The sequence below is a fragment of the Enterobacter sp. DSM 30060 genome (genome assembly GCF_013375955.1).
Classification (GTDB): domain Bacteria; phylum Pseudomonadota; class Gammaproteobacteria; order Enterobacterales; family Enterobacteriaceae; genus Enterobacter; species Enterobacter intestinihominis.
On the sequence record NZ_CP056118.1, the window covers coordinates 3,599,758 to 3,621,900 of the forward strand.

Annotated in this window: 23 protein-coding genes; 13 read left to right on the forward strand and 10 right to left on the reverse strand. The window is 57.6% G+C overall.

Translation table 11 applies throughout. From position 1 onward, the window contains the following. Nucleotides 1-34 precede the first annotated feature (34 nt). The gene (gene gdhA, locus HWQ15_RS17095) at nucleotides 35-1,378 is read right to left on the reverse strand and encodes an NADP-specific glutamate dehydrogenase (RefSeq protein ID WP_015570765.1); all 1,344 of its coding nucleotides are present in this window, start codon (nucleotides 1,376-1,378) and stop codon (nucleotides 35-37) included. 225 nt (nucleotides 1,379-1,603) lie between these two features. On the opposite strand from gdhA, the gene HWQ15_RS17100 reads away from it, so the two are divergent. Beyond that, a complete protein-coding gene (locus HWQ15_RS17100) occupies nucleotides 1,604-1,876 on the forward strand; it encodes a YnjH family protein (protein WP_022647799.1) in 273 nt (90 codons plus the stop codon). Here HWQ15_RS17100 and HWQ15_RS17105 read toward each other — a convergent pair. Continuing rightward, nucleotides 1,836-2,252, reverse strand: coding sequence for a pyrimidine (deoxy)nucleoside triphosphate diphosphatase (locus tag HWQ15_RS17105; RefSeq protein WP_063149535.1), 417 nt, complete (start codon nucleotides 2,250-2,252; stop codon nucleotides 1,836-1,838). The genes HWQ15_RS17100 and HWQ15_RS17105 overlap by 41 nt on opposite strands. Nucleotides 2,253-2,327: 75 nt before the next feature. Between HWQ15_RS17105 and HWQ15_RS17110 the strand changes: the two genes are divergently transcribed. Together HWQ15_RS17110 and HWQ15_RS17115 are read left to right on the forward strand one after the other, a co-directional pair. Next, nucleotides 2,328-2,900 (forward strand): carboxymuconolactone decarboxylase family protein, encoded by a 573-nt coding sequence (locus HWQ15_RS17110; protein WP_063149534.1) that lies wholly within the window; start codon nucleotides 2,328-2,330, stop codon nucleotides 2,898-2,900. After that, nucleotides 2,890-3,507, forward strand: a complete 618-nt coding sequence (locus HWQ15_RS17115) for a CDP-alcohol phosphatidyltransferase family protein (RefSeq protein WP_032624407.1) — start codon at nucleotides 2,890-2,892, stop codon at nucleotides 3,505-3,507. The genes HWQ15_RS17110 and HWQ15_RS17115 overlap by 11 nt, the downstream gene beginning before the upstream one ends. Here the strand turns inward: HWQ15_RS17115 and HWQ15_RS17120 are convergent. From HWQ15_RS17120 to xthA, 6 genes are all read right to left on the reverse strand, one after another. Continuing rightward, nucleotides 3,504-4,811: a rhodanese-like domain-containing protein gene (locus HWQ15_RS17120; protein ID WP_063149539.1), complete on the reverse strand. Its 1,308-nt coding sequence runs from the start codon at nucleotides 4,809-4,811 to the stop codon at nucleotides 3,504-3,506. The two genes, HWQ15_RS17115 and HWQ15_RS17120, sit on opposite strands and share 4 nt — an antisense overlap. A gap of 73 nt (nucleotides 4,812-4,884) precedes the next feature. Beyond that, on the reverse strand, nucleotides 4,885-5,505 hold the full coding sequence (locus HWQ15_RS17125) for an ATP-binding cassette domain-containing protein (protein WP_063149533.1): 621 nt from the start codon (nucleotides 5,503-5,505) through the stop codon (nucleotides 4,885-4,887). Then, a complete protein-coding gene (locus tag HWQ15_RS17130) occupies nucleotides 5,505-7,034 on the reverse strand; it encodes a hypothetical protein (RefSeq protein ID WP_063216004.1) in 1,530 nt (509 codons plus the stop codon). The genes HWQ15_RS17125 and HWQ15_RS17130 overlap by 1 nt, the downstream gene beginning before the upstream one ends. Next, complete coding sequence (locus HWQ15_RS17135) at nucleotides 7,007-8,176, reverse strand: ABC transporter substrate-binding protein (RefSeq protein ID WP_074129355.1); 1,170 nt, start codon at nucleotides 8,174-8,176, stop codon at nucleotides 7,007-7,009. Before HWQ15_RS17135 ends, HWQ15_RS17130 begins: the two co-directional genes overlap by 28 nt. Before the next feature lie 42 nt (nucleotides 8,177-8,218). Continuing rightward, on the reverse strand, nucleotides 8,219-8,866 hold the full coding sequence (locus tag HWQ15_RS17140; protein ID WP_063149531.1) for a TVP38/TMEM64 family protein: 648 nt from the start codon (nucleotides 8,864-8,866) through the stop codon (nucleotides 8,219-8,221). 6 nt (nucleotides 8,867-8,872) lie between these two features. Continuing rightward, the gene (gene xthA, locus HWQ15_RS17145) at nucleotides 8,873-9,679 is read right to left on the reverse strand and encodes an exodeoxyribonuclease III (protein WP_023299900.1); all 807 of its coding nucleotides are present in this window, start codon (nucleotides 9,677-9,679) and stop codon (nucleotides 8,873-8,875) included. 433 nt (nucleotides 9,680-10,112) lie between these two features. On the opposite strand from xthA, the gene HWQ15_RS17150 reads away from it, so the two are divergent. From HWQ15_RS17150 to ves, 7 genes are all read left to right on the forward strand, one after another. Then, nucleotides 10,113-11,333 (forward strand): aspartate aminotransferase family protein, encoded by a 1,221-nt coding sequence (locus HWQ15_RS17150; protein ID WP_022647809.1) that lies wholly within the window; start codon nucleotides 10,113-10,115, stop codon nucleotides 11,331-11,333. Next, entirely contained in the window at nucleotides 11,330-12,364 is a 1,035-nt protein-coding gene (gene astA, locus HWQ15_RS17155) for an arginine N-succinyltransferase (RefSeq protein WP_022647810.1), read from the forward strand. The genes HWQ15_RS17150 and astA overlap by 4 nt, the downstream gene beginning before the upstream one ends. Beyond that, nucleotides 12,361-13,848 (forward strand): succinylglutamate-semialdehyde dehydrogenase, encoded by a 1,488-nt coding sequence (gene astD / locus HWQ15_RS17160; protein ID WP_063149529.1) that lies wholly within the window; start codon nucleotides 12,361-12,363, stop codon nucleotides 13,846-13,848. The genes astA and astD overlap by 4 nt, the downstream gene beginning before the upstream one ends. Then, the gene (gene astB / locus HWQ15_RS17165; protein ID WP_063149528.1) at nucleotides 13,835-15,160 is read left to right on the forward strand and encodes an N-succinylarginine dihydrolase; all 1,326 of its coding nucleotides are present in this window, start codon (nucleotides 13,835-13,837) and stop codon (nucleotides 15,158-15,160) included. The genes astD and astB overlap by 14 nt, the downstream gene beginning before the upstream one ends. 9 nt (nucleotides 15,161-15,169) lie before the next feature. Continuing rightward, nucleotides 15,170-16,135, forward strand: coding sequence for a succinylglutamate desuccinylase (astE, locus tag HWQ15_RS17170; RefSeq protein WP_063149527.1), 966 nt, complete (start codon nucleotides 15,170-15,172; stop codon nucleotides 16,133-16,135). Nucleotides 16,136-16,472: 337 nt separating this feature from the next. Next, nucleotides 16,473-16,967: an ATP-independent periplasmic protein-refolding chaperone Spy gene (gene spy / locus HWQ15_RS17175; RefSeq protein ID WP_022647814.1), complete on the forward strand. Its 495-nt coding sequence runs from the start codon at nucleotides 16,473-16,475 to the stop codon at nucleotides 16,965-16,967. Nucleotides 16,968-17,134: 167 nt separating this feature from the next. Continuing rightward, complete coding sequence (gene ves, locus HWQ15_RS17180; protein ID WP_063149526.1) at nucleotides 17,135-17,677, forward strand: environmental stress-induced protein Ves; 543 nt, start codon at nucleotides 17,135-17,137, stop codon at nucleotides 17,675-17,677. Here ves and cho read toward each other — a convergent pair. After that, nucleotides 17,670-18,548 (reverse strand): excinuclease Cho, encoded by an 879-nt coding sequence (gene cho / locus HWQ15_RS17185; RefSeq protein WP_074129358.1) that lies wholly within the window; start codon nucleotides 18,546-18,548, stop codon nucleotides 17,670-17,672. The genes ves and cho overlap by 8 nt on opposite strands. Before the next feature lie 115 nt (nucleotides 18,549-18,663). Beyond that, complete coding sequence (gene nadE, locus HWQ15_RS17190) at nucleotides 18,664-19,491, reverse strand: ammonia-dependent NAD(+) synthetase (protein ID WP_022647817.1); 828 nt, start codon at nucleotides 19,489-19,491, stop codon at nucleotides 18,664-18,666. A 231-nt stretch (nucleotides 19,492-19,722) separates the two neighbouring features. On the opposite strand from nadE, the gene osmE reads away from it, so the two are divergent. The 3 genes from osmE (at nucleotide 19,723) to chbC (ending at nucleotide 22,105) form a co-directional block, all read left to right on the forward strand. Next, nucleotides 19,723-20,067, forward strand: a complete 345-nt coding sequence (gene osmE / locus HWQ15_RS17195) for an osmotically-inducible lipoprotein OsmE (protein WP_022647818.1) — start codon at nucleotides 19,723-19,725, stop codon at nucleotides 20,065-20,067. A gap of 281 nt (nucleotides 20,068-20,348) precedes the next feature. Continuing rightward, entirely contained in the window at nucleotides 20,349-20,666 is a 318-nt protein-coding gene (gene chbB / locus HWQ15_RS17200; RefSeq protein ID WP_015570750.1) for a PTS N,N'-diacetylchitobiose transporter subunit IIB, read from the forward strand. A gap of 80 nt (nucleotides 20,667-20,746) precedes the next feature. Continuing rightward, a complete protein-coding gene (gene chbC, locus HWQ15_RS17205; RefSeq protein ID WP_017384664.1) occupies nucleotides 20,747-22,105 on the forward strand; it encodes a PTS N,N'-diacetylchitobiose transporter subunit IIC in 1,359 nt (452 codons plus the stop codon). Nucleotides 22,106-22,143: the final 38 nt, after the last annotated feature.

The window sequence follows — 22,143 nt, forward strand, 5'->3', positions numbered from 1 at the left end:
TTACCGGGCCTGCAAGGGCGAGAATGCAGCGAAACTAAATCACACCCTGCCCGATCATCGCATCGGCCACCTTCACGAACCCGGCGATGTTGGCGCCGCGCACGTAGTTGGTCTGTGAAGCCTCACCGCCGTACTCCACGCAGGCATGGTGAATATCAAGCATAATGTGGTGCAGACGGGCATCCACTTTCTCTGCCTTCCAGCCCATTCTCGCGGCGTTTTGTGCCATTTCCAGACCGGATGTTGCCACCCCGCCCGCGTTCGCCGCCTTGCCTGGCGCAAAGAGTACGCCTGCGTCCAGGAACAGATCGGTCGCTTCAATGGTGGTGGGCATATTTGCCCCTTCCGCTACCGCCTTCACGCCATTGCTAATCAGCGTCCGGGCGGCATCCACGTCCAGCTCGTTTTGCGTCGCGCACGGCAGGGCGATATCCACCGGCACACCCCACGGCTGTTTACCTTCCAGATAGGTCAGGCCAAACTCTCGGGCATAATCCGCCACGCGGCCGTCACGGCTGGCTTTGATTTCGCACAGACGCGCCAGTTTTTCTGCTGTGAAGCCAGCTTCATCCACCACGGTGCCGCTGGAGTCGGAGGCGGTCACTACGCGCGCGCCAAACGCCATCGCTTTCTCGATAGCGTACTGCGCCACGTTGCCGGAGCCGGAGACCGCCACGCGCATCCCCTCGAAGCTCAGCCCGTGACGCTTAAGCATCGCTTCAGTGAAATAGACCAGACCGTAACCCGTCGCTTCCGGACGAATCAGGCTGCCGCCAAACGACAGACCTTTGCCGGTAAAGACGCAGGCGCTGTTGTTGGAGAGCTTTTTCATCATCCCGGCCATAAAGCCCACTTCACGACCACCCACGCCGATATCCCCGGCAGGAACGTCGGTGTCCGGCCCAAGGTGGCGATAGAGCTCAGTGACCAGCGCCTGGCAGAAGCGCATCACTTCGCCTTCGCTCTTGCCTTTCGGATCGAAATCACTCCCGCCTTTACCGCCGCCCATCGGCAGGGTAGTGAGCGCATTTTTAAAGGTCTGCTCGAAGCCGAGGAATTTCAGAATCGACAGGTTCACCGAGGGATGGAAGCGCATCCCGCCCTTAAACGGCCCAATGGCGGAGTTAAACTGCACGCGCCACGCGCGGTTGACCTGTACCTGATTGCGATCGTCCACCCACGCCACGCGGAACTGGATGACGCGCTCCGGCTCCACCAGACGTTCAAGCAGCGCCATCTGGCGGTAGCGCGGATTTTCCTCAAGGAAGGGCCACAGGGTGGTCATGACTTCACGAACGGCCTGGGCAAACTCGCTTTGGTGCGGGTCGCGCTGCTGTACATGGGCAAGAAAGCTTTCCAGAGAGCGTGTCTGATCCATAGATATAAGAACCTCTTATAATAATTTATGCGTGTGGCGGAGATGTTTTGTGTCGTTTTTTTGACTATACCACCCGCACCGCTTTGAGAGGCAAGCAGAAATTTAGGCCGAAAGGGAAATTAATGACAAGGCGCGCGTCATAACCAAAAGCGATGACGAGATAAATTAAAGATCCCGTCAGGATCTACCGTTAAAGATATAAACGATGCAAAGGAAATTAAGTCTATGAACCGTTTCGCAATGGCCGCGTTATGTTTGATGGTGTCCGCCGGGGCACAGGCTGATCGCATTCGCCCGGATGTCGAAGTTAACGTGCCGCCAGAGGTTTTTAGCGCTGGCGGCCAGCGTGCGCAGCCGTGTAATCAGTGCTGTATCTATCAGGATCAAAACTATTCCGAAGGCGCAGTGGTCAGGGCGGATGGCGTGCTGTTGCAGTGCCAGCGTGATGAACGCACCCTCAGTACAAACCCGCTGGTCTGGCGTCGCGTAAAAGAATAAACGCTTCCAGGAGCGGTATATCCGCCGGGGCTAAATCAAACGTGAACGCGTCTTCTGGCGTGCACCACACCAGCGCCGAGTGGTAGTGCGCCTTCAGCTCGCCGCTAAATTCCGGCACGTGCCAGGCGTGGAGGTGGATCAGCCGCTGCGACACTTCCCGCTGGTGGCTTGCCACATACCGCGCGGGCACGGCTTCAATGCCGAGCTCTTCGCGTAGTTCGCGGATCAGCGCTTCCTGCTGGGTCTCACCGGCTTCAACCTTTCCGCCCGCAAATTCCCACATTCCTGGCTGATCGGCATGTTCGGGACGCTGCGCCAGCAAGATCTTGCCCTCTTTTTCGAGGATAGCCGCAACAACATCGAGTGTTTTCAGCATGTTCGTCAATAATTAATAGCGAAAAACGACATATTATCGTGCCCTGCCAAAGAGTCCAGTCATCAGGAGAATCAGGTGAAAGAGACAGCCGCCTGGGTTGCGCCCATGGAAACCCTTCCCGTCAGCCTCAAGCCCATTGCTGCCATGCAGAAAAAACACTTCGGCGCGGTGCTGAACCCCACGCGCTGGTGGGGGCGTATGCCGCGTCTTTTCTGGCTGGTAGCGCTATTTGTCGGCTATCTGGAGCGGCGCAAGGCGCGTTTGACGCCGGTTCTGCGTTCGTTACTAATGACGCGGGTCTCGCAGATCTGCCACTGCGCATTTTGTATTGATGCCAACAGCCTGCGTCTGGCCGAGCGGAGCGGGGCGCTGGATAAAGTGCAGGCCGTCAACGACTGGCAAAATTCCATCCTGTTCAGCGAAGAGGAGCGCGCGGCGCTGGCCTATGCGGAAGCGGTCACCGCCACGCCGCCTCAGGTGGATGAAAATATCAAAAACCAGCTGAAGCGCCACTTTAGCGAAGAGACTATCACCGAAATGACGGCTCTGATTGCCTTTCAGAACCTCTCCGCCCGCTTTAACGCCGCGCTGGATATCCCGGCTCAGGGCCTGTGTGCCACGTTTAAAGGTGAACCGCATGCTGGATAAACATCTGCATCCACGGCTGAAGCCCGGGTTAAATCAGCTGGCCGCCGCGCTGGATAAACCGTTTATTACGCCTGATGGGTTAACGCTCGCCGGGTTTGCGATTGGCGTACTGGCGTTACCGTTTCTGGCGTTGGGCTGGTATCTGGCGGCGCTGGTCGCCATTGTGCTGAACCGGCTGCTGGATGGTCTGGACGGTGCGCTGGCGCGTCGCCGTGGCCTGACGGACGCGGGAGGATTTCTTGATATCGCCCTCGACTTCCTGTTTTACGCGCTGGTACCGTTTGGCTTCGCGCTGGCCGCTCCGGCTGACAATGCGATCGCAGCCGCCTGGCTGCTGTTCGCGTTTATGGGGACGGGCAGCAGTTTCCTGGCCTTTGCCGCGCTGGCGGGGAAGCATAATATCGATAACCCCGGCTACGCGCACAAGTCGCTTTATTACATTGGAGGATTAACGGAAGGAACGGAGACCATCGCGCTGTTTGTGCTGTGCTGCCTGTTTCCGGCACACTTCACGCTGTTTGCCTGGGCGTTTGGCGCGTTGTGCTGGCTGACCACCACAACGCGCATCTGGAGCGGTTACGTGACGCTGAGGTCACTCCCCCGCTAGCGTGTACTCTCCGGTCCACGCTCCCCGGTGGAGACCGGGTTCTGCGGATGGCTGCTCCATTCGTACCAGCCGCCGTCGTAGACGGCAACGTTTTGCCAGCCCATGGCGCGGGCGTACATGAAGGCTTCAGACGCGCGCCAGCCGGTGCCGCAGTAGAACGCAACGTGCTGCTCCGGCAGGATATTCCACGTCTTCCACATGGCAGCGATGTCATCGGCGCTGCGCATGGTGCCATCCGGATTGTGGAAATCTTCCATGTGGGTCGCGTCGCTACCCGCATGGCCCCAGCGCGCACCGGCAATGTCACCTTTTGGCTTGATATAACTGTAGCCGCTGGTTTCACCGATAAACTCTGGCCAGGAACGAATGCTCACCAGGGATGCATCCTGACGGTGCAGCATTCCCCGGGCCTGTTCCATATCCACCATCAGCCGGGGCTGGCCCGGGATCGGCGCGCCAAAATCAGGGGCTGGCTTCACGTTCTCAGGCGTTCCGCGCTCAACGGGCAGGCTGGCATCTGACCATGCCTTCCAGCCGCCGTCCAGAATTCGCACATCCTTCACGCCCGCGTAGAGCATGATCTGCGCCACGCGCGCGGCGGCATATACGTCGCGACCGTACAGAATGACGGTGGTATCGTGACGGATCCCGTGCTTCGCCAGCATCGCTTTCAACTTTTCGTCAGCGACCTTATTCCACAGCGGTTCGCTTTCCACTTCATTGGTGTCGATGTAGCCCGCGCCGGGAATGTGGCTCAGGAGATAAAGCTTCGGCGCACCCCAGCCAGCCTCGATCACCTTCCACTCTCCGGCTGGTGCGGCGGTAACGGGTTTGCCCTGCTGCAACAGGTGGATCCACTGCGGATAAACCAGCTGTTCAAAATGTGCCAGACGTTGCAAACGGTCGGATTGTTGCAGGGCATCGGTCAGGATGGAAACGTGGGTAAAACCCGCTTTTTCCAGCCGCGTTTTGACGGTCTTGTTGTCATCATCGTTGCCATAGAGCGCAACCGGCATGTCGGGCGTAAGCCGATGCTGTTTTGCCCAGCCGCTGAGCTGTTCATCGCTCATTGCCCCAAGCCAGCCTGCAGAGAGATTAAGCGCGGCGGGTTCATGCCCGGACGTTCCGCGCAGCGTCTGCGGCCAGCCGTTATAGAACGCACTGATGCGCGTATCAATTACCGCGCCGTTTTGCGCCTGGAGCTGGTCCAGCGTGAGGGAGTGGGGCATATCAGCCGCCATGGAGGAGAGTGAGGCGAGGCCGCAGATCAGAGCCAGCGCGGTCAGTTGAGAAACACGTTTCATCGAAAAACCTGACGTCATTAAAAGAAGGTGGCATTGTCGTCTCTCCTGAAGCCAAAAACATTGCGTTAGCACATTATTGCCAGCGAGAAATCTCAAACACCTCTCCGCCGGGCGGGATATCTTCCTCATCATGCGTGACCAGCACCACCGGGATCTTGCGCTGGCGAGTGGTTTCGAATACCCACGCCCGGAATGAGGCGCGGAGCGTTTTATCCAGTCGGCTGAACGGTTCGTCGAGCAGCAATGCCTGCGGCTGGGCGAGAAGGGCGCGCAGCAGGCTGACCCGGGCGCGCTCGCCGCCGGAAAGGGTCGCCGGATCGCTGGCGTAGAGGTTTGCCAGCCCGGCAGATTCAAGAGCCTGTTCTACCGCGTCGCGCCGCGCGCGTCCGGCAATGTGCGCCGGCAACGCCAGCATCAGGTTTTGCCCCACGCTGAAGGCGTCAAACAGCAGGGCATCCTGAAACAGAATGCCGATCCCGCGCGTTTCCACGGGGAGCATATCGCAGCGACGATCGTTCAGCCACAGCTCGCCGTGCGCCTTAAAATCAGTGGATAGCGCCCCCACCATCCAGGCGAAAAGGGTCGATTTCCCGCTCCCGGAGGGTCCCATCAGCGTGAGAATCTCCCCTACCGGGACGCGGAAGTTGACCTCACGTAAGAGTGGCGCAATGGTGAGATTTTTCACGTTCAGCATTAACGTAATCCTTGTCTGTGACGGCCCACGAACCGGGCGAGCAGCGCGGCAAGGGCAAATACGCTGCTGGTTAACAGCAACAGACCCAGCGCCCGGCTGGCGAGGATCGGAACGCTGCCGCCGCTGCTGAGGGCGACCGCCTCCGTCGTCAGAGTAGTAAAACGACCCGCTCCCAGCCAGAGGGTGGGCATGTACTGGGCCATGCTCACGGAAAAGCCGGTCGCAAAGGCCAGCAGGGCCGGACGAACCATCAGGTGACATTTCACTAACCAGAAAATTTTCGCCTGTCGCCAGCCCAGCGTTCTGGCGGTGAGGATAAGCCGGGGATCGAGCCTGCGCCAGGCCGGTTGCAGCACCAGGAGCATCCACGGGAGAACCCAGAGCATATGGCTCCAGAGCACCGCAGCGTACTGGCCGTCGATGCCCAGCCACAGCGCCACGGCATACTGCCCGGACACGAGGGGCAGCGCCGGGAGGGCAAGCGGCAGCCAGATCCACACCGCGCCGCGCTGGGGTCCCCACTCAAGCCAGAGCATGAGGATGGCCAGCGCTGTCAGGCTGGACAGCAGTCCCAGTGAAAGACTGTCGCTGACGGGGCCGATGTCGCCCCGGCGTGCCAGCATCAGCAGAACCAGCGCACAGAGTACGCCGCACAGCGGCAGTAACCCGCCCAGCGTCCGTGCGGGCAACGCGGTATGCGAAGCGCGACGTACCCCCGAGACGTCAGGCTGGGCGCGCCGCCAAGCCGTCCAGAGGCTGTATCCCACCGCGGCAAGTGCGGCCAGCAGCAGGAGCAACACCAGACACAGCAACGTTCCTTTTGTCTGCTGCTGCGCATCGCCCTGGGTGAGCCACTGCCAGGCCAGCACCGCCAGCGTAGGTGGGTTGCCCGGCCCGAGCACGATCGCCACATCCACCACGGAAAGCGACCAGGCGAGCACCGCCAGCTTCACGGCGCCCAGCGCGGGGGCGATAGCCGGGAGGACGAGCCAGTTGAGCGCCTGCATTCGTCCGTAGCCGAAGGTATGCAGGACAATTTTCTGCTGTGCGAGGCGCTTTTCAGGCAGCGCGGCGTAGATTGCCCACAGAACGAACGCGCTCTCTTTGACCGCAAGCGTCAGGCCAAGCCCGATACCGTAGCGGTCAAGCTGCGGCGAACAGACCGTACAGATCCGGTAAAACTGACCGCCTTCCGCAAACAGCAGCAGCGCGCTGGTGGCGAAGGCGATGTGCGGCACGGCTAACAGCCACGGCAGACGGGTGCTCAGGCGCTGCCAGCCATCACCCGGCCAAAGAAGCGCAAGCAGGCTCAGGGCGATAAACAGTGAGCCCAGCGTCGCGATGAGGGTTGATACCAGCGTAGCGGCCAGCGCCTGCGGCAGCTGCGGGTCGGCAAACAGCGCCGCCCAGTTACTGAGAGAAAACGCCGGGGCCAGCAGCATGCCGCTGGCGGGAAGCAGTGGCAGATAAATGACCGCCATTGCCGCCCAGACCAGCCCGCTTAGCGGGTTCCGTAGCGGCGAAGCCATTCCTGCTCCAGGGCGTTAACCCAGGCGGCGTGCGGTTCGGGAAGCACATCAGGCGTGCCTGAAGGGGTAAAGGCATGAAGCTGTTTTGCCGCTTTCGCAGGTAGTTTGGCACCATCCAGCACGCTCGGGTCACCCCAGACGGCAGGATCGGCTTTGCGGATCTGCGCCTGCGGTGACAGCAGGAAATTTGCCACCACTTTCGCCCCTGCGCTCGCACTGGCATTTGCCGGGATTGCGACAAAATGGACGTTGCCGATCATGCCTTTGAGAAAGCCGAAACTGTAGCTGTCGGCAGGCAGTTCACCGCTCGCCACCTTTTGCTGCGCGTGGGCGGGGTTAAAGGTGAGCGACAGGTTCAGGCTGCCGCTGGCCAGCAGCGTATCCATGCGCGCAGGCGATGGCGGAAAATCGTTCCCTTCGCGCCACAGCAGGGGATGCAGCGTATCAAGATAGTCCCACAGCGGCGCGGTGATCTCTGCAAAGGTGCCGTCCGGCGCGTTTTTTAACGCCTCCGGATGGGCGGTCAATGCCAGCAGAAGCTGTTCAAGAAACGCCGTGCCGGTAAAATCCGGCGGTCGCGGATAGCTCACCTTGCCAGGGTGCTGCTGAGCGTAAGCCAGCAGCGCGTGGGGATCTGCCGGAGGCATCGGCATACTCGCTTTACGGGCGATGAAGGTTAACTGCGCGCCGCCCCATGGGGATTCCGCCCCATCGGTCGGGATGGCAAAATCTTCCGTGACCGGTTTACGGGTATCGACGTAACGCCAGTTGGGCAGGGTTTGCGCCCAGCCGGTGAGCAGCAGGTTTGCCTCCTTCAGCGTGCGGAAGTTTTCCCCGTTTACCCAGAGTAGATCCACCGACCCGTTACTGCTGCGTCCTGCGGCCTGTTCCGTCTGGATCCGCTTCACCGCATCGGCGGCATCGGCCAGATGAACGATCTTCAGGTTAATGGCGTAGTGCGTTTTCATCTCGCCGCTCACCCAGTCGAGGTAGCGGTTAACGGCCTCGTCACCGCCCCAGGCGTTAAACCAGACGGTCTGCCCGGTGGCCTGTTGCTGAATGGATTGCCAGCTTTCTGCGGCGAAGGCAGAGGTTGCCAGCAGCAGACTCGTCAGAAACGCGCAAAAACGCACCCGGCGCATAATGCCTCACTTTTTAATCGAAGGGATGTAACGGGAAAACAGCTAGCGAGTGACCAGCGGTAATAACCCTAATAGTGTAAAGGCGAACAGCAGTCCCGGCGACAGAATATCGCGCAGCGTGGTGAGTTTTCCCAGCTCGCGTCCGGCGTTCAGATAAATGACAGTGGCAGGTAGCATCGCAAGCTGGCTGACCCACCAGTAGTGACGCACCTGGATACGGGTTAGCCCCATCAGCAAATTGACCAGAAAGAACGGAAACAACGGCATCAGGCGCAGGGCAAAAAGGTAGCGCGCGCCATCGCGAACCATCCCCACATCGATCGTGTTCATCTGTGCGGCAAAGCGCCGTTGCACCCAGTCACGCAGCAGATAACGGCTGACGAGCATGGCAAGCGTGGCGCCGAGCGTCGAGGCCAATGACACCAACAGCATCGCCTCCCACAGGCTGAAAATCGCCCCGCCGAGCAGCGTCAGAAGCGCAGCCCCGGGTATCGATAGCGCAGAGACCAGAACGTAAACCGCAAAATAGATCAGCGCGCTCTGAAGGGGCGCCTGCTCCACACGATCGAGCAACGTTTGCTGGTGTATTTTTAGCGTGTCGAGGGAGAGCATGCCCGGAGGAAGCAAAACAACGATTAAAACAAATGCGCCCAGAAGGGCGCACAGGAGACTGATTTTTTTTATATTCACTGAGGATTACAGCTTGAACGTTGCCCATACCGGCGCATGGTCGGACGGTTTTTCCATGCTGCGAATATCATAGTCGATACCGGTTTCGATGCAGCGTTCGGCCAGGGGGGCGCTCGCCAGCAGCAGATCAATACGCAGGCCCCGGTTGTCATCGAAGCCTTTAGAGCGGTAGTCAAACCACGAGAAGCGATCCTGCGTCTCCGGGTTAGCGGTGCGGAAGGTATCCACCAGCCCCCAGTCAAGCAAGCGCTGCATCCACTCGCGCTCTTCCGGCAGGAAGGAACATTTCCCGGTGCGCAGCCAGCGCTTGCGGCTGTCTTCGCCAATGCCAATGTCCAGATCAGTCGGGCTGATATTCACATCCCCCATGATCAGCACCGGATTATCTTTGTTGAGTTCGGTCGTAAGGTAGTTTTGCAGATCCTGATAAAATTTGGCTTTGGCCGGGAATTTGGTCGGGTGGTCGCGGCTTTCACCCTGCGGGAAGTAACCATTAATCACAGTGATGTTACCCAGCGGGGAAGGCAGCTCAGCCATGATGAGACGACGCTGTGCTTCTTCACCGTCACCCGGGAAGCCACGACGCACCGACACCGGCGTATCTTTGGTCAGCAGCGCAACGCCGTAGTGGCCTTTCTGACCGTGGTAAAAAACGTTATAGCCCAGCTTCGCTACCTCTTCGAGCGGGAACATATCGTCGTGAACTTTTGTCTCCTGCAAGCCGATCACATCTGGCTGATGTTGCTCAACAATCGCTTCGAGCTGGTGAGGGCGGGCACGCAGGCCGTTGATATTAAAAGAGACAAATTTCATAGTCGCTGCCAATGCAAGGTGAATAGTGCAAGGATGGTAGCAGAATTTACGTCGTCTGTTATCCGCTTCGCCCAATTACTGCGACAGATAATGCCGACGGTGCAATATTTGCACCATTTCGACGCGTTTTGCCCTCGAACAGGGCGTAAAGGGCCGATAAATTTCGCGAGCGATCACAATTCCAGAATTATATTTGGCATGTGCATACTCTTTCTTGTTTTCGTGCGGCAAAGCGCCGCTTGCTGTAAAAATATTCACTATTTATGCATTAATAGTGAATAACTCCATATTGTAACTCATTGATATTCTGTTACCCAAATCCGTTTATGCATTTTTATCGCTGGCTGGCACGAACGCTGCAATCTACATTCACAGTGCAAACACTCAATTATTTAACATTTAAACAACCTTTTATTTACCGGATGAGGTCGCTATGTCTCTGTCAGTTACGCGTGAAAATTTTGATGAATGGATGATGCCGGTATACGCTCCGGCGGCTTTTATTCCGGTACGTGGGGAAGGCTCTCGCCTGTGGGATCAGCAGGGCAAAGAGTATATCGACTTTGCGGGTGGGATTGCGGTGAATGCGCTGGGGCATGCAAACCCGGCGCTGCGGCAGGCGCTGAATGATCAGGCGGCGAAATTCTGGCATACCGGCAACGGTTATACCAACGAACCGGCGTTGCGTCTGGCGAAGAAGCTGATCGACGCCACTTTCGCAGAAAAAGTCTTTTTCTGTAACTCCGGCGCGGAAGCGAACGAAGCGGCGCTGAAGCTGGCGCGCAAATATGCGCACGATAAATTCGGCCCGCACAAGAGCGGCATCGTAGCCTTTAAAAATGCCTTCCATGGCCGCACGCTGTTTACCGTCAGTGCGGGTGGTCAGCCCTCATATTCTCAGGATTTTGCGCCGCTGCCGCCGGATATCCGTCATGCGGCGTATAACGATTTACACTCTGCCAGCGAGCTGATTGACGACACCACCTGTGCGGTGATTGTCGAGCCCATGCAGGGGGAAGGCGGCGTCATGCCCGCCCAGAAAGCGTTCCTGCAAGGGCTGCGCGAGCTGTGCGATCGGCATAACGCGGTCCTGATTTTTGACGAAGTCCAGACCGGCGTGGGCCGTACGGGTGAGCTGTACGCCTACATGCACTATGGCGTGACCCCGGATGTGCTCTCAACAGCTAAAGCGCTCGGCGGCGGCTTCCCGGTGGGGGCGATGCTGACCACCGATACATTCGCCAGCGTGATGACCGTGGGCACCCATGGCACCACTTACGGCGGTAACCCGCTGGCAACCGCTGTCGCCGGACAGGTGCTGGATATCATCAACACTCCTGAGGTGCTTAGCGGCGTGAAGCAGCGTCACCAGTGGTTTGTTGAGCGTCTTACCGCCATCAATAACCAGACCGGCATGTTCAAAGAGATCCGCGGTCTGGGGCTGTTGATAGGTTGTGAGCTTGCCCCTGAGTTTGCTGGCAAAGCGAAGCTGATTTCACAGGAAGCGGCAAAGCAGGGCGTGATGGTGTTGATTGCCGGCGCTAACGTGGTGCGGTTTGCCCCTGCGCTGATCGTCAGTGAGGAAGAGGTCAGAACCGGGTTAGATCGTTTTGCGCTGGCCTGCGAACAGGTGAAGTCCGGGGTGTCATCATGATGGTCATCCGTCCCGTTGCGCACGGCGATCTCGCCGGGCTTATGCAGCTTGCCGGTAAGACAGGGGGCGGGCTGACCTCGCTGCCTGCCGATGAAAAAACGCTGTCGGCGCGCATTGAGCGCGCCCTGCAAACCTGGCAGGGGACGTTGCCAAAAAGCGAACAGGGCTATGTGTTCGTGCTGGAAGAGACCGACACGGGAACCGTGGCGGGGATTTGCGCCATCGAGGTGGCCGTCGGGCTTAACGATCCGTGGTACAACTACCGCGTCGGCACGATGGTCCACGCCTCGAAAGAGCTGAACGTCTACAACGCGCTGCCGACGCTTTTTCTCTGTAATGACCATACCGGCGCCAGCGAACTCTGCACCCTGTTTCTCGATCCGGACTGGCGCAAAGAGGGTAACGGTTATCTGCTCTCCAAATCGCGCTTCATGTTTATGGCCGCCTTTCGCGACCGCTTCAACGAAAAAGTGGTCGCGGAGATGCGCGGCGTAATTGATGAGACGGGCTACTCGCCGTTCTGGGAGAGCCTGGGCGAACGCTTCTTCTCCATGGAATTTAGCCGGGCGGATTACCTGTGCGGTACCGGTCAGAAGGCGTTTATCGCCGAGTTAATGCCGAAGCATCCTATTTATACCCATTTCTTAACGCCGGAAGCGCAGGCGGTGATCGGCGAAGTTCACCCGCAAACCGCCCCGGCCCGTGCAGTGCTGGAGAAAGAGGGTTTTCGCTACCGCAATTACGTCGACATCTTTGACGGCGGTCCAACGCTGGAATGCGATATTGACCGCGTACGCGCCATCCGTAAAAGCCGCCTGGTTGAGGTTTCAGAAGGCCAGCCCGCGCCGGGCGAGTGGCCAGCCTGCCTGGTCTCGAACGAGAATTACGCCAACTTCCGCGCCATGCTGGTGCGAACCAACCCAACATGCGAGCGTCTGGTACTGACGGCTGCGCAACTGGATGCCCTGAAATGTAACGCTGGCGACACGGTTCGCCTGGTGCGGCTCTGCCCTGAGGAGAAAACAGCATGACTCTATGGATTAACGGTGACTGGGTAACGGGCGAAGGTGACGCGCGGACAAAAACTAACCCGGTCGGCCAGGAGGTACTCTGGTCGGGGAACGACGCCAGCGCCGGGCAGGTTGAGCAGGCCTGCCAGGCTGCACGCCGCGCGTTTCCGGCATGGGCGAAACGGCCATTCTCCGAGCGCCAGGCGCTGGTTGAGAAATTTGCTGCGCTGCTGGAGGCCAATAAAGTCGAGCTGACCCGCATCATTGCCTGCGAAACCAGCAAGCCGCGCTGGGAGGCAACAACCGAAGTGACGGCGATGATCAATAAAATCGGTATATCGGTGAAGGCGTACCACGCCCGCACCGGTGAACAGCATACCGGGATGCCGGACGGCGCCGCCACGCTGCGCCACCGTCCGCACGGGGTGTTGGCGGTGTTTGGCCCGTACAACTTCCCCGGGCATCTGCCGAACGGGCATATTGTGCCTGCGCTGCTGGCGGGAAATACCGTCATCTTCAAGCCGAGTGAGTTAACCCCCTTAACCGGAGAAGCAGTAGTAAAACTCTGGGAGCAGGCGGGGCTGCCGCCGGGCGTGCTGAATCTGGTGCAGGGCGGACGTGAAACCGGTCAGGCGCTGAGTGCGCTGAGCGACATTGACGGTCTGCTGTTTACCGGCAGTGCCGGAACGGGTTATCAGCTGCATCGTCAGCTGGCGGGGCAGCCGGAAAAAATTCTGGCGCTGGAGATGGGTGGCAACAACCCGCTGATTGTGGAAGATCCGGATGATATCGATGCTGCGGTCCACCTGACCATTCAGTCGGCATTCATTACCGCCGGACAGCGCTGCACCTGCGCCCGCCGCCTGCTGGTTAAACGCGGCGCGCAGGGGGATGCGTTTCTTAAGCGTCTGGTGGAGGTGAGCGGGCGTCTGGTTCCCGCGAAATGGGATACCGAGCCGCAGCCGTTTATCGGCGGGCTGATCTCCGGGCAGGCGGCGCTGAACGTGCTGAAAGCGTGGCAGGAGCACGTGGCGCGCGGGGCGAAAACCCTGCTGGAGCCGAAGCTGGTTCAGCCGGGCACATCGCTGCTGACGCCGGGGATTATTGAGATGAGTGCGACGAGCAACGTGCCGGATGAAGAGGTCTTTGGCCCGCTGCTGTGCGTCTGGCGCTATGACGATTTTGCATCGGCGATCGAGATGGCCAACAACACCCGCTACGGCCTGTCGAGCGGCCTGATATCCCCGCATCGCGAGAAATTCGACCAGCTGCTGCTGGAAGCGCGCGCCGGGATCGTGAACTGGAACAAACCGCTGACCGGCGCGGCGAGCACCGCGCCGTTTGGTGGCGTAGGGGCATCGGGCAACCATCGCGCCAGCGCCTGGTATGCCGCCGATTACTGCGCGTGGCCGATGGCAAGCCTGGAAACCCCGGCGCTGACGCTGCCGGAGACGTTGAATCCGGGGCTGGATTTTACAGAGGGTGACGCCCATGAAACCGCGTGAGGTTAACTTTGACGGACTGGTGGGGCTGACGCACCACTATGCCGGGCTGTCGTTCGGCAATGAAGCTTCGACGAAGCACCGTTTCCAGGTCTCGAACCCGAAGCTGGCGGCCAAGCAGGGGCTATTGAAAATGAAGGCGCTGTCCGATGCCGGTTTCCCGCAGGCGGTGATCCCGCCGCAGGAGCGGCCGAACGTGGCCGTGCTGCGCCAGCTGGGCTTCAGCGGTACGGATGAACAGGTGGTTGAAAAAGCCGGTACGCAGTCCCCACAGCTGCTTTCCGCGGCCAGTTCAGCCTCTTCAATGTGGGTAGCGAATGCCGCCACCGTCGCGCCGTCGGCGGATACGCTGGACGGCAAAGTGCATCTGACTGTCGCTAACCTGAACAACAAATTCCACCGCGCCAGCGAAGCGGAGACCACCGGGCGCGTGCTGCGCGCCATTTTTAATCATGATGCGCATTTTGAGGTGCATTCGGCGCTGCCGCAGGTCGCGATGTTTGGCGACGAAGGGGCGGCAAACCACAACCGTCTGGGTGGCGATTACGGCGATCCGGGTTTGCAGCTGTTTATCTATGGACGGGAAGAGGGCGGCCACGCCGCGCCGGTTCGTTATCCGGCGAGACAAACCTTAGCCGCAAGCCAGGCGGTTGCACGGCTGAACCAGGTTAATCCTACTCAGGTGATTTTTGCCCAGCAAAATCCGCAGGTGATCGACCAGGGCGTTTTTCATAACGACGTGATTGCCGTTTCCAACCGTCAGGTGCTGTTCTGCCACGAGCAGGCGTTTGCCCATCAGGAAAAGTTGCTGGCCACGCTGCGCGAACGCGTGCCGGGATTTATGCCGATTCAGGTGCCCACGCAGGCGGTAAGCGTGCAGGATGCGGTCGAAACGTATCTGTTCAACAGCCAGCTGCTGAGCCGGGATGACGGCAGCATGATGCTGGTGCTGCCGCAGGAGTCCCGCAACCATCAGGGCGTCTGGCGCTATCTCAGCGAACTGGTGCAGGCGGATAACCCGATTGATGAACTGCGCGTGTTTGATCTGCGGGAAAGTATGGCCAACGGCGGGGGACCGGCGTGCCTGCGACTGCGCGTGGTGTTAACGCCGGAGGAAATGCAGGCCGTGAATCCGGCGGTGATGATGAACGACACGCTGTTCAATACCCTCAATGACTGGGTGGACCGCTACTATCGTGACCGTCTGGTTCAGGCCGATCTGGTTGATCCGCAGCTGCTGCGCGAAGGCCGCGAGGCGCTGGATGCATTATCGACCATCCTGCAACTGGGAGCGGTTTATCCGTTCCAGCGCTAAGGAGACGATATGGAAAACTTTCTGGCGCTGACGCTGGCTGAAGAGACACCGGAGCGGCACGAGGGGGAAGGCCCCTCGTTCCACTGGCGATGGCTGGGGCCGGGCGTGCTTGAACTGACGCCGACGGGGCAATATAACCTGTCGCTGCTGCTTTCTACCGGCATTCACGGGAATGAAACCGCGCCCGTGGAGATTGTCGATCTGTTGCTGCGCGCGCTTTATCGCGCAGAGATCACGCTGCACTGCCGTCTGCTGGTGGCACTGGGAAATCCGCCTGCGCTGGCGCAAAACAAACGGTATCTCGTGAGCGACATCAACCGAATGTTTGGTGGCCGCTGGGCGCAATTTCCACAGAGTGATGAAACGACACGTGCGCAATGGCTGGAGAAGGTGGTCACGGCGTTTTTTGCCGGGGCGGGGGAGACGCGCTGGCACCTCGATCTGCATACCGCCATCCGCGCCTCGTACCACGTACGTTTTGGCGTGTTACCGCAGCGCCATCAGCCGTGGGATGAGGCGTTTCTGACCTGGCTTGGCGACGCGGGACTGGAAGCGCTGGTTTTCCACCAGACGCCGGGCGGCACGTTTACCCACTTCACCTGCGAGAATTTCGGCGCGCTGTCCTGCACGCTGGAGCTGGGAAAAGCGCTGCCGTTCGGGCAAAACGACCTGACGCGTTTTGCCCCTACGCATCAGGCGCTTCGGGCGTTGCTCGCAGGGGTTGCGCCGGAACCCACCCGGGAACCCGTCGTGCGCTATCGGGTCGTACAGCAGATCACGCGTCAAAGTGAAGCTTTCCAGCTTCATATGGCGCCCCATACGCTGAACTTCACGCCGTTTCGCCAGGGCGTCCTGCTGGCGGAAGATGGTGAGACGCGCTATGCGGTACAGAACCCCACGGAATATGTTTTATTTCCTAACCCGTCAGTCGCGTTTGGTTTACGAGCCGGGTTGATGCTGGAAAAAATGCCCTGATCGTCTCCCCTCGCGCAGACCGGAGGGGAAACGAAGAATTAATTTCTTAACGTTAAAAGCGCTCTGGAAGTGTTTGCGGAATATTCCTGGAGAATTGCTTTATTATTAAACGGCACTTCGCTATACTCCTCCACAATCTCTTTAAAATCATCCTGTTGAATATTTTTGTTTCATCCCTCCACGCTTTTTCCTTAATTTCTCCATAATTGGCGAAAACGTGTTTTTTATACTTTCATTGTTTTACCGTTGCTCTGACTAATTGACGATAAACCCCGTAAAGTTAATCTCGTCAACACGGCATAGCGCCGAAGAATAACTGAAAGTAAGGAAAGACATTATGCGTAAATTAACTGCACTGTTTGTTGCCTCTACCCTGGCTCTGGGCGCTACCAGCATGGCGTTCGCCGCCGATACCGCGACCACTACCGCCGCGCCGGCAGAAGGCAAAATGATGATGCATCATAAAGGCAAGCCGGGTATGCATCATGAGATGATGATGTTTAAAGATCTGAACCTGACCGATGCGCAGAAGCAGCAGATCCGCGACATCAGGAAAAGTCAGCGTGACCAGATGAAACGTCCTCCGCTGGAAGAGCGCCGCGCGATGCATGACATCATTGCCAGCGACAGCTTCGACAAAGCAAAAGCAGAAGCGCAGATCGACAAAATGGCCGAGCAGCATAAAGCGCGCATGCTGGCCCACATGGAAACCCAGAACAAGATTTACAACATTCTGACGCCGGAACAGAAAAAGCAATTTAATGCCAATTTTGAGAAGCGTCTGACAGAACGTGCAGCGCCGGAAGGTAAAATGCCTGCACCAGCCGAATAATCGGTTCACTCTCTTAAGACCGCCGGGCTCCTGTCTACACAAGCGAAAACGCTGTGGACAGGACCGGCGGTTTTTCTTTTGCCCCATGCCTAAGGTCTGGCCTTACCGTTGCCGATAATACGTCTGTGAAAATGCCCTGGCGCACGGTGCGTCCTTCAGGAGTGGTCATGGAATTCTTTGATATCCGTAAAATACCCGTCAGTCTCTGGCGTAACGGCGCGGGCGAGACGCGTGAGATTTGCTGTTTCCCTCCCGCGACGCGGGATTTTTCCTGGCGGGCCAGCATCGCCTCCATCGCCAGTAACGGCGAATTCTCCGCGTTTCCGGGCGTTGACCGGGTGATTACGCTGCTGGAAGGCGGCGAGGTGACGCTGGATGCGGGGAGGGCGTTTTGCCATACCCTGAAACACCATCAGCCTTACGGCTTTGCGGGCGATTTGTCGGTGAAAGCCGTGCTCACGGAGGGGCAGATGTCGATGGATTTCAATGTCATGACCCGACGGGAGCACTGCCAGGCAAAGGTGCGCGTTGCTACCCGGACGTTCACTACCTTCGCATCACGCGGTGGCGTGGCGTTCGTATTAAGCGGCGCCTGGCAACTGGGCGATAAATTACTGACCGCCGATCAGGGCGCCAGCTGGCAAGAGGGCAGCCATACCCTCCGTCTACTGGAAACGAAGGGGTCGCTGCTGTTCAGTGAAATTACCTAGCTGCCGGGTCATTGAGCATGACTATCTCATATTTACCGGTTAACAGCGGCTTACAGAGAATTTTGTAGCCATCCTGATCGAACCCGGCAGGTGTGCGCAGCAGGGCGGCAGCGTCATCCAGACTTTCAACCGCGCCAAGCCAGAGCCAGTTGCGGATGACGTGATAGTGCGTCATCGCATCGCGGGTCTCTTTCAACGCCACCGCGCCTTCCCACGGCCAGCAGTTGACGCTGATTGAGGCCAGGCCAGCCATAAACCGGGCATGATGTTCTTCAACGCTCTCTTTTCCACAGCACGCCCCGGCGCAGCGTTTCAACGCGGAGCGGAAACAGGCGCGACCGCGGGTAGTCGCTTCCAGCCCTAACAGGCCGTAACAAAGCTGTAATTCATCAGCAAGGGTTTGCAGAGTTTGCAGTGCGGCACGTTTGTTGGCAAACAGACCGTAAAGATTCGGTTCATGCGAAAAATCCACTTCCCGGGCATAAACGACCTGCGGTTTTCCCGCGTTAACCTGCAAGGAACACAGCTGGCGGTTGCGGCGCAGGCGTTTGTTAAACAGCGGCTGCTGTTCCTTGATGAGCCGGGCTTCGAGCAGAAGCGCGCCCAGTTCACCTGCCGTCTCGATCCAGGTGATCCGCCGGGACTGTCTGAGCATCGACGCTTCGTCCGGCGTACGCAGGTGCGACATCACCCGACTGCGGATATTTACGCTTTTGCCGATATAGAGCGGCATGGTGTCGCTGTCGCCGTGGAAGAAATAGACGCCAGGCTGTTTAGGCAGCGCCTCAAGCCAGGGGCGAAGATGCTCGGGATATTCGTAGATAGCCGCCGCTTCAAACTCAAGACGCGGGGCGGATTGACGCCTGCTCACATACTGCTCCATATACTGTTCAGGCATACAGTGTAGCAGGTGTTTGGTGGTTAAAAAAGAGCCGGGTGGCGGCTACGCCTTACCCGGCCTGCAAAACTGAGTTACCGTTTTGCTTTTACTTTTTCCAGAAATCATCAAACACCGTAATGGGTGGACGGCGTTTGTGCTCGGTTTTCAGATACCAGCCTTCAATAATTTTTGCGGTACCTTCGTCGAGCGTTTTGCCTTCCAGATAATCATCGATGTTGTCATAGGTCACACCCAGCGCGGCTTCATCCGGCAGGGAAGGGCGATCGTCTTCCAGGTCTGCCGTTGGCGCCTTCTTATACAGGTGCTCCGGGCAGCCCAACGCCGCCAGCAGTTGCTTACCCTGACGCTTGTTCAGGCGGAAGAGGGGGTTGATGTCCGTGCCGCCATCGCCGTATTTGGTGAAGAAACCGGTGATGGCTTCCGCGGCGTGATCGGTGCCGACGACGACCCCTTTGGTCATCCCTGCGATACTGTACTGCGCTTTCATGCGCTCACGGGCTTTCTCGTTGCCACGAACAAAATCGCTCAGTTCAATACCGGCTTCACGCAAGGCCTGCTCGCTTGCCAGTACCGAACCTTTGATGTTTACGGTAAGAACACGGTCCGGCTGAATAAAGGCGATCGCATCCTGACAGTCCTGCTCGTCGGCCTGCACGCCATACGGCAGACGTACGGCAATAAATTGCAGTGCGGTGTCACCGGTCTCGTCACGCAGCTCGGTGATGGCCATCTGGCTTAGTTTACCGGCCAGAGTGGAGTCCTGACCGCCGCTGATACCCAGTACCAGCGTCTTCAGGAAAGGGTGTGCGGACAGGTAAGCTTTCAAAAAATCAACGCTACGACGGATCTCTTCATTGGCATTAATCGCAGGTTTCGCGCCCAGCGCCTGAATAATTTCTTGTTGCAGAGCCATTACGCCCTCCCTATGCAGAACCAAACAGAAAGTGTGATCTGTTAAAACTAACCCTTTGTCGGGGAAACGACAAGGATCACAGTTTTGAGTGTACTGTTTTACAGCGATTTAGCAGCTTATCGTTGTTTTATTAGAATTTTCCGAAATTCGTCTGGCGTAACTCGCAAAGTTGAACAATAGTAATTTTTATCCCATGCTTAGTTAACACGCTGATAAACAAGAGGACGGAATATGAACAAGAACGTAGCAGGAATTTTAAGCGCAGCGGCGGTACTGACTATGCTGGCTGGGTGTACAGCTTACGATCGCACCACAGATCAGTTCACACAGCCAGTGGTAAAAGACGTCAAAAAAGGCATGACGCGTTCCCAGGTTGCAGCCATTGCCGGTAAACCTTCTTCAGAAGTCACTATGATCCACGCGCGTGGCACCTGCCAGACCTATATTCTGGGTCAACGTAATGGTAAGGCAGAAACCTACTTTGTCGCCCTGGATGATACCGGTCACGTGATCAATTCGGGCTACCAGACCTGCGCTGAATACGACACCGATCCACAGGCACCTAAGGCGCAGTAACCGCGCTTGCCTGAAAGTGTTAACAAACCGGCCTGATGGCCGGTTTTTTTATGCATACGTAAATCTTATTTCTTAGCGCGAAATATTTGCCTGAAATGTGAAGGTAGTCAACAAGCCAGGTCAATGAGAGACAATTTGAGTCTATCCAGAATTATCCCCTCCCTGTACCATTGCGTATACTCACTTCAACGACAAACAATGTTCAGCACACTGCCCGTCAGCCAGGATAGCGAGTCGAGTGATAGCGCGACGGCGGTCAGACCAATAAGAGGGAAATTATCATGGAAAAGAAACATATCTACTTGTTCTGCTCTGCGGGCATGTCCACTTCGCTGCTGGTTTCAAAAATGCGCGCGCAGGCCGAAAAATATGAAGTCCCTGTGGTGATTGAGGCGTTTCCGGAAACGCTGGCGGGCGAAAAGGGTCAGACAGCAGATGTAATTTTACTCGGGCCGCAAATCGCTTATATGCTGCCAGAAATTCAACGTTTGCTCCCTAATAAGCCGGTCGAAGTGATCGATTCCGTTTTATACGGCAAGATTGATGGTTTAGGTGTATTAAAAGCTGCTGTTGCGGCGATTAAAAAAGCTGCTAATTAATTTTTTATTTTTCCCGTCAAAGAGTTATTTCACACACAATACGCCGTAACGGTCGTTTCGGCATTTAAGGGTATTTTCCTATGAGTAAAGTCATCGCTTCACTTGAAAAGGTACTCCTTCCTTTTGCTGTTAAAATAGGAAAGCAGCCTCACGTTAATGCCATTAAGAACGGCTTTATTAAATTAATGCCGTTGACATTAGCCGGGGCAATGTTCGTTTTAATTAACAACGTTTTTCTCAGCTTTGGAGAAGGTTCCTTTTTTTATTCATTAGGAATTAGGTTAGATGCTTCTACTATTGAAACCCTTAATGGTTTAAAAGCCATTGGCGGCAACGTATACAACGGTACGTTGGGTATTATGTCGCTAATGGCGCCTTTCTTTATTGGAATGGCGCTGGCGGAAGAGCGTAAGGTGGATCCGCTGGCGGCAGGCTTACTGTCCATTGCCGCGTTTATGACCGTCACGCCGTACAGCGTGGGCGACGCTTACGCCGTGGGCGCCAACTGGCTGGGTGGGGCAAACATCATTTCCGGTATTATTATCGGACTGGTGGTGGCCGAAATGTTCACCTTTATTATTCGCCGCAACTGGGTTATCCGCTTGCCGGATAGCGTTCCGGCCTCCGTTTCTCGTTCATTTTCCGCGTTGATACCGGGCTTCATTATTCTCTCCATCATGGGGATTATTGCCTGGGCGCTCTCTCACTGGGGGACTAACTTCCACCAGATCATTATGGACTCTATCTCAACGCCGCTGGCGTCGATGGGTAGCGTGGTCGGTTGGGCGTATGTCATCTTTACCTCCCTGCTGTGGTTCTTCGGCGTGCATGGTTCACTGGCACTGGCGGCGCTGGACAGCGGTATTATGACCCCGTGGGCACTGGAAAACGTCGCGCTTTACCAGCAGTACGGCTCCGTCGATGCGGCGCTGGCGGCCGGTAAAACCTTCCATGTGTGGGCGAAGCCGATGCTTGACTCCTATATCTTCCTGGGCGGTACCGGGGCGACGCTGGGTCTGATCATCGCGGTCTTTATTGTCTCTCGCCGCGCCGACCATCGTCAGGTTGCGAAGCTGGCCCTGCCGTCAGGCATCTTCCAGATTAACGAGCCGATCCTGTTTGGTCTGCCAATTATCATGAACCCGGTGATGTTCATTCCATTCATCCTGGTTCAGCCGCTGCTGGCCGCGATTACGCTGACGGCGTATTACCTGGGCATTATCCCGCCGGTGACCAACATTGCGCCGTGGACGATGCCAGCTGGTCTGGGCGCGTTCTTCAACACCAACGGTAGCGTGGCCGCCTTCCTGCTGGCGATATTCAACCTCGGGATTGCAACCCTGCTCTACATGCCGTTCGTGGCGATTGCGAACAAGGCTGCAACGGTTATCGATGAAGAAGAGAGCGAAGAGGATATCGCCCTCGCACTGAAATTCTAAAATTGCACGGCGCGGGGCAGCCCGCGCCAGCGTAAAGG

What these genes read in the sequence shown, in the direction of transcription:
- gdhA (WP_015570765.1), bottom strand. Translation starts at nt 1,378, where the DNA reads ATGGATCAGACACGCTCTCTGGAAAGCTTTCTTGCCCATGTACAGCAG.
- HWQ15_RS17100 (WP_022647799.1), top strand. Translation starts at nt 1,604, where the DNA reads ATGAACCGTTTCGCAATGGCCGCGTTATGTTTGATGGTGTCCGCCGGG.
- HWQ15_RS17105 (WP_063149535.1), bottom strand. Translation starts at nt 2,252, where the DNA reads ATGCTGAAAACACTCGATGTTGTTGCGGCTATCCTCGAAAAAGAGGGC.
- HWQ15_RS17115 (WP_032624407.1), top strand. Translation starts at nt 2,890, where the DNA reads ATGCTGGATAAACATCTGCATCCACGGCTGAAGCCCGGGTTAAATCAG.
- HWQ15_RS17120 (WP_063149539.1), bottom strand. Translation starts at nt 4,811, where the DNA reads ATGAAACGTGTTTCTCAACTGACCGCGCTGGCTCTGATCTGCGGCCTC.
- HWQ15_RS17125 (WP_063149533.1), bottom strand. Translation starts at nt 5,505, where the DNA reads ATGCTGAACGTGAAAAATCTCACCATTGCGCCACTCTTACGTGAGGTC.
- HWQ15_RS17130 (WP_063216004.1), bottom strand. Translation starts at nt 7,034, where the DNA reads ATGGCTTCGCCGCTACGGAACCCGCTAAGCGGGCTGGTCTGGGCGGCA.
- HWQ15_RS17135 (WP_074129355.1), bottom strand. Translation starts at nt 8,176, where the DNA reads ATGCGCCGGGTGCGTTTTTGCGCGTTTCTGACGAGTCTGCTGCTGGCA.
- xthA (WP_023299900.1), bottom strand. Translation starts at nt 9,679, where the DNA reads ATGAAATTTGTCTCTTTTAATATCAACGGCCTGCGTGCCCGCCCTCAC.
- HWQ15_RS17150 (WP_022647809.1), top strand. Translation starts at nt 10,113, where the DNA reads ATGTCTCTGTCAGTTACGCGTGAAAATTTTGATGAATGGATGATGCCG.
- astA (WP_022647810.1), top strand. Translation starts at nt 11,330, where the DNA reads ATGATGGTCATCCGTCCCGTTGCGCACGGCGATCTCGCCGGGCTTATG.
- astD (WP_063149529.1), top strand. Translation starts at nt 12,361, where the DNA reads ATGACTCTATGGATTAACGGTGACTGGGTAACGGGCGAAGGTGACGCG.
- astB (WP_063149528.1), top strand. Translation starts at nt 13,835, where the DNA reads ATGAAACCGCGTGAGGTTAACTTTGACGGACTGGTGGGGCTGACGCAC.
- astE (WP_063149527.1), top strand. Translation starts at nt 15,170, where the DNA reads ATGGAAAACTTTCTGGCGCTGACGCTGGCTGAAGAGACACCGGAGCGG.
- spy (WP_022647814.1), top strand. Translation starts at nt 16,473, where the DNA reads ATGCGTAAATTAACTGCACTGTTTGTTGCCTCTACCCTGGCTCTGGGC.
- ves (WP_063149526.1), top strand. Translation starts at nt 17,135, where the DNA reads ATGGAATTCTTTGATATCCGTAAAATACCCGTCAGTCTCTGGCGTAAC.
- nadE (WP_022647817.1), bottom strand. Translation starts at nt 19,491, where the DNA reads ATGGCTCTGCAACAAGAAATTATTCAGGCGCTGGGCGCGAAACCTGCG.
- osmE (WP_022647818.1), top strand. Translation starts at nt 19,723, where the DNA reads ATGAACAAGAACGTAGCAGGAATTTTAAGCGCAGCGGCGGTACTGACT.
- chbB (WP_015570750.1), top strand. Translation starts at nt 20,349, where the DNA reads ATGGAAAAGAAACATATCTACTTGTTCTGCTCTGCGGGCATGTCCACT.
- chbC (WP_017384664.1), top strand. Translation starts at nt 20,747, where the DNA reads ATGAGTAAAGTCATCGCTTCACTTGAAAAGGTACTCCTTCCTTTTGCT.